We start from the raw sequence: 4,913 nt of genomic DNA, 5'->3' as shown, positions 1-4,913 counted from the left end.
AAAAAAGCCGCTGTAGCGGCTCCGGTCTCAGTCCGGCTTATCGGCGGGAATAACGGCGGTGATGCAGGGACTGGCGGGAATAGTAGCGGAGATGCGGGTAAGAATAACAGCGTGAAGCTGTTGTTCAGCTTCACTGATGCTGCGGAATGCTCCGCCTTCAAGCCGGAGCGGATCGGCGTGGAGTCCGCCAGCGGCGTTACGGACTATGAGGTTAAGGCAACGGTTAGCAGTTGCCAGGTTGCAGCAGGCGCCGGAGTGGACGGCGATGCGAAGGGTAATACAGGAGCCGGAGCGGATGGCGATGCGAAGGGTAATACAGGCGCCGGAGTAGACGGTGATGCGAAGGGTAATACAGGAGCCGGAGCGGATGGCGATGCGAGTGGTAAGGCAGGCGCCGGAGCGGACGGCGATGCGAGTGGTAAGGCAGGCGCCGGAGCGGACGGCGATGCGAAGGGTGATGCAGGAGCCGGAGTGGACGGCGGTGCGAAGGGTGATGCAGGAGCCGGAGTGGACGGCGATGCGAAGGGGGATGCAGGAGCGGGAGTGGACGGCGGTGCGGACAGTGGAGCCGCCGGCACTCCTCCGTCACGCGTATACGAGGTGACGGTGGAGCTTTCAGCAGGCGCGAAGCTGGCGGCAGGTGATATGATCACCGCCGGAAGATACTCGCTGAAGCTGGCGGCAGATCCGGGCAGCGCCCCGGAAGCTACAGCTGCAGCCGCGCCTAGTGCGGAGCCATCCGCTTCCGCAAGCCCGGAGGCGGACACGGACGCAGAATAAAGCAGCGGCAATAGCAGGCTGCGTAAGCTTTTAACTAATGCGATCAGGTAACATTACTTACAGAGATAGGTGTACTCTGTACAACTAAAAACAGTGAAAAGGAAGGCATACCTCTCCTAACTGTATTCTATACAACTATATTTGCCCCGAATGGGCGAAAAGCCGGGTACATAAGCATTTTAGTTGCACGAAATACAGCTAAAAGTACATTTGGCCGTAAATCAGACGATTTAGTTGTACAGATTGCATTTAAGCATAACGTTCTCACCTTTGTTAGTTGGGGGACTGCAAACCCTCAGTAAGCGAGGGGATTAAATGAATCTTGATTAGTTTGAACCTGATGATCGACTAGCGGCAGCTGAACCGTTGTGCGCATATAACGCGGCATGGAGGACTAGTCAGAGCCTAGTGCATGCTACTTTAACGTAGTACAATGATTGGCGCTCCAGCGGGCTGATAAGAGCATAAAGTAATTAGTTAAGTATGGTAGTGTCCGGAAGAAGCGGCTCGATCGCACTTTGTACACTAGAATCAGGCATAATGGAGTTAATATGGCGTTCTGTTGTATTTGGTGCAGTGGATTTTTGGGATTTGGCCCGGCTGAGGGGGATTTGCCGAAATCGATGGTATGAAGTGCAACAGAATGCGTTATCGGCTGCTTTTATACTAATTCTGATGTATAGAATACAATCGGCCTTCTGCCGCGGTCTCCATAGGTGCGCTAGAGTGTTGATTTGCAGTAGACCAACGTCTTGATTAGCAGCAGAAGATTAACTTTTTATAGTCCTGAATAGTACGAATGTGCCGGGGGAGCGGGCATGTGCTATTCAGGATTTTTGTGCGGAATGGGCTGAGTCTTGGGGCGCTGGAATAGATATACCTTGTCTATAGACATACAGGGGAATAGTCGATATGATGGTTTGAGAATATTAAAATTTAATAAGCTTTGGGAAAAGGTGCAGATTGCCTTAGAGACCGGACGCTGTCGCTAGCAGATGCTGGCAGAGCTATGTCTAATAGAGCAATCTGCTTAAAAGGGAAGCCCGGTGCAAGTCCGGCGCGGTCCCGCCACTGTAAATACGGAGCAACTCCTGAGGAGCCACTGTCTGCTAATTGGATGGGAAGGCGGGGGAAGCGGTGAAGTATGAGCCAGGAGACCTGCCTTTTTCGATGTTGTTTCTATTCTTCGGGGGTAAGAATGTGGAGCAGATGCTGATATTGGCGAGGGCTGTATAAGCTCAATGTAATGTTGGAGAGCCATCGACTCCTTCAGCCGCCCTGTATTGTATTCTTCCCCGGCCGCCCTGCATAGGGCGGTCTTTAGGTTGCCGCTCTCTTTGCGGAGGAAGCAGGATTCATCCATTCTATTTCAGGAAAGAGGTTAGTTATGAAGAACCATTCTCTATCATCCAGGTTCATACGGTTGGGGCTTGCTGTCATTATGCTGTTCGCACTGCTGGGAGCAGCTGTAGCCCCGGCAGGACAAGCTGCTGCTGCACAGGCAGGCGGGACTTCCGCGCCCGCAGTATCCGCTCTGCCCGCAAGTGAGGCAGCCAGCGTAACCGCTGCGGTCTATGCTACTGCGGAGTTCATGCTGAAGAACGGAGTCCAGTCGGACTGGCAGGCGATTGGCCTTGCACAAGCAGGCTACAAGGTTCCTGCCAGCTATCTGAAGGCGCTTGAAGGTAAGGTGAGTGAGGCTAAGGGTGTTTTTGCCAGAGCAACGGACTATGCCCGGATCACACTTGCTGTTAAGGCACTGGGCGGCGATCCTGAGAAGGTGGCAGGCTATAACCTGATCGAGAAGCTCTACAATCACGATGCAATTACCGGCCAGACGCTGAATAATCCGGTCTATGCACTGCTCGCTCTGGATTCCGGCAGCTATACGATCCCGGCAAATGCGAAATGGACACCGTCCAAGCTGCTGGCAGAGATTCTGGCGAAGCAGAACCCGGACGGCGGCTTCACCCTGACCACGGGTGCGAGTGATCCGGATATGACAGCGATGACGCTGAACGCACTGGCTGGACACAAGCAGGAAGCAGCCGTGAATACTGCCGGTCAGCGGGCGGCAGCCTGGCTGGCTAAGGCACAGGACAAGAACGGCGGATATGGCGACAGCAGCGAGAGTGTAGCTCAGGCCATTATCGGTCTGTCTGCCTTCGGCATTGATCCGGCAGGAGCAGAGTATACCAAAGGCCAGATTAATCTGGTCAGCAAGCTGCTGAGCTTCAGCGCAGCAGATGGCGGATTCGTCCACACTGCGGGCGGCAGCTCCAATCCGCTCTCTACGGAGCAGGCGCTGGAGGCTTTGGTAGCGTACAAGCTGTTTGGTACAGGCGCTAAGCTCTTTGATTTTAGCGGCACACCAGTGAAGAATCATCAGGTAAGTGTCTCGGTTACTGTTGAAGGTCCGAATGGAGCCTTGGCTGAAGGCGGCGTGTATGCAGGGAATGTGCTTAATGCACTGGAAAAGACAGCAGCCGCCAAGCGCCTGGCCCTGGTCAATGAAGCAGGCAATTATGTGACGGGGATCGGCGGCGTGATTGCGGGTACTTTTGGCGGATATGATGGCTGGATGTATGTGGTCGCCCGCGGCGGAGCATGGATCTATCCAAGTGTAGGGATGGGCGACTTCGCGCTGGAGGAGAATGACCGCATTGTGGTCTATTATGGCGGAGACAACACGCAGGTGGTTGATGCCGTAACCGTGACGCCCGCACAGCCGCAGCCTGGACAAGATCTGAAGGTGCAGGTGAACCAGAAGCAATGGGTCTGGAATGAGGCGACCTTCACCTCTGATCCGGTAACTTCACCGGCAGCAGGCGTACAGGTAACCATCGGCGGCAAAACGGCAGTTACAGATGCTGCGGGCGTGGCTGTTGTGGCTGGTGGTCTGCCGGCGAATAAATATACCCTGACGGTTACGGGATATCTGAAGGATAAGACCCCTGCCATCGTGCGTCATACGGTCCCGGTAACGGTGGCTTCTGCTGCGGCGGACCGTCCGGCTTTTGCCGATGTGAAGTCGATCTCGCCTTGGGCGCTGGAGTCAGTATACACGGCGTATGACCGCAAGCTGATGAATGGTGTGAGTGAGGGCAGTCTGGTGTTTGCGCCGAAAAAGAATATTACCCGTGCTGAATTTGCAGCGCTGTTGCTGCGGTTAACCGGGAATGAGCCGTCTGCGGCGGCTTCCGCTGGGGCCTTCAGTGATGTTAAGGCCGGTACATGGTATTATGGAACAGTGAACCGGGCGAAGGAGCTGGGAATTATCAGCGGCGTGACGGCTAAGACGTTCAAACCGGACGGGCTGGTTACGCGTCAGGATATGGCTGTAATGATAGTTAGAGCTTATAAGCTGGATGCAGCATCAACTGGAGCAGGGGCTGGTAAGTTCAGCGACGAAGATAAGATTAGCGACTATGCGTTGTCCGCTGTCCGTACGGTGACGGGACTTGGATATATGAGCGGCACCGGCGGCGCATTCGAGCCTTCCGCTGTGGTAACCCGTGAGATGGCTGCTGCTGTGGCGGTTAGGTTGCCTTAGTTCTTAGTTGGAGTTGGGAGCAGACTGTACTGCACGCTGGGGCCGACGATAAGTGGATAAATGACATCTAATTTGGCCGGATTTGCTGCAGAGCGGGAGTTAGTTGGATAAATGACACTTATTCAGGTCTGAAGCTGCAGAAGGATGAGGTCTGGGCAGAATTAGATGCTGTAAATCCAACTAATTTCTGTACAGATGCGTAATCAGGATAATTAAGTGTAGAAAATCCAACTAAAGTATCCGTGCCGATGAGCCGTTGAGGCGTATAGGGTTGCCGAAGCGCTGAAGGCTCGTTAGCGTGACAAATTTGCTTGAAATTCGTTTGGATATGTGTTGAAAAGTAAGCATAAGGTGTATGAAGGAACGGGGAACAGGCTGACTGCCCCGTTCTTTTCCCTTTTTGTGGAGGTGTGCAGGTAATGTTCAAACTAGTCAAAAGAGGCCGGGGAAGGCTGGCTCCGCTGCTTCTCCTGCTGATGGTGCTGCTGCTCTCCGGCTGCTCCTCTGCGCAGCCGGATGAGGCAGGCGGCGGCACACAGCCGCCCGCCGGGACCCCGGCCGCGCAGACGCCGCGGCCTGG

General features: G+C 54.5%; 1 protein-coding gene, 1 pseudogene and 1 riboswitch. The gene and the pseudogene both read left to right on the top strand.

Translation table 11 applies throughout. The annotated features are described in order from the left end of the window. Positions 1-780, top strand: a pseudogene (locus C162_RS36455) (hypothetical protein); the annotation flags it as partial. Between the two features lie 1,002 nt (positions 781-1,782). After that, positions 1,783-1,960, top strand: a riboswitch (cobalamin riboswitch). 207 nt (positions 1,961-2,167) lie between these two features. Then, entirely contained in the window at positions 2,168-4,333 is a 2,166-nt protein-coding gene (locus C162_RS34805) for an S-layer homology domain-containing protein (RefSeq protein WP_051494056.1), read from the top strand. The last annotated feature ends 580 nt before the right edge of the window (positions 4,334-4,913 follow it).

Source organism: Paenibacillus sp. FSL R7-269 (genome assembly GCF_000517865.1).
Taxonomy (GTDB): Bacteria; Bacillota; Bacilli; order Paenibacillales; family Paenibacillaceae; genus Paenibacillus_AQ.
Note: the sequence above shows the minus strand (reverse complement) of the source record. Positions and strands in the feature narration are given on the sequence as shown.

Coding starts and splice junctions, on each gene's coding strand:
- C162_RS34805 (WP_051494056.1), top strand. CDS start 2,168: ATGAAGAACCATTCTCTATCATCCAGGTTCATACGGTTGGGGCTTGCT.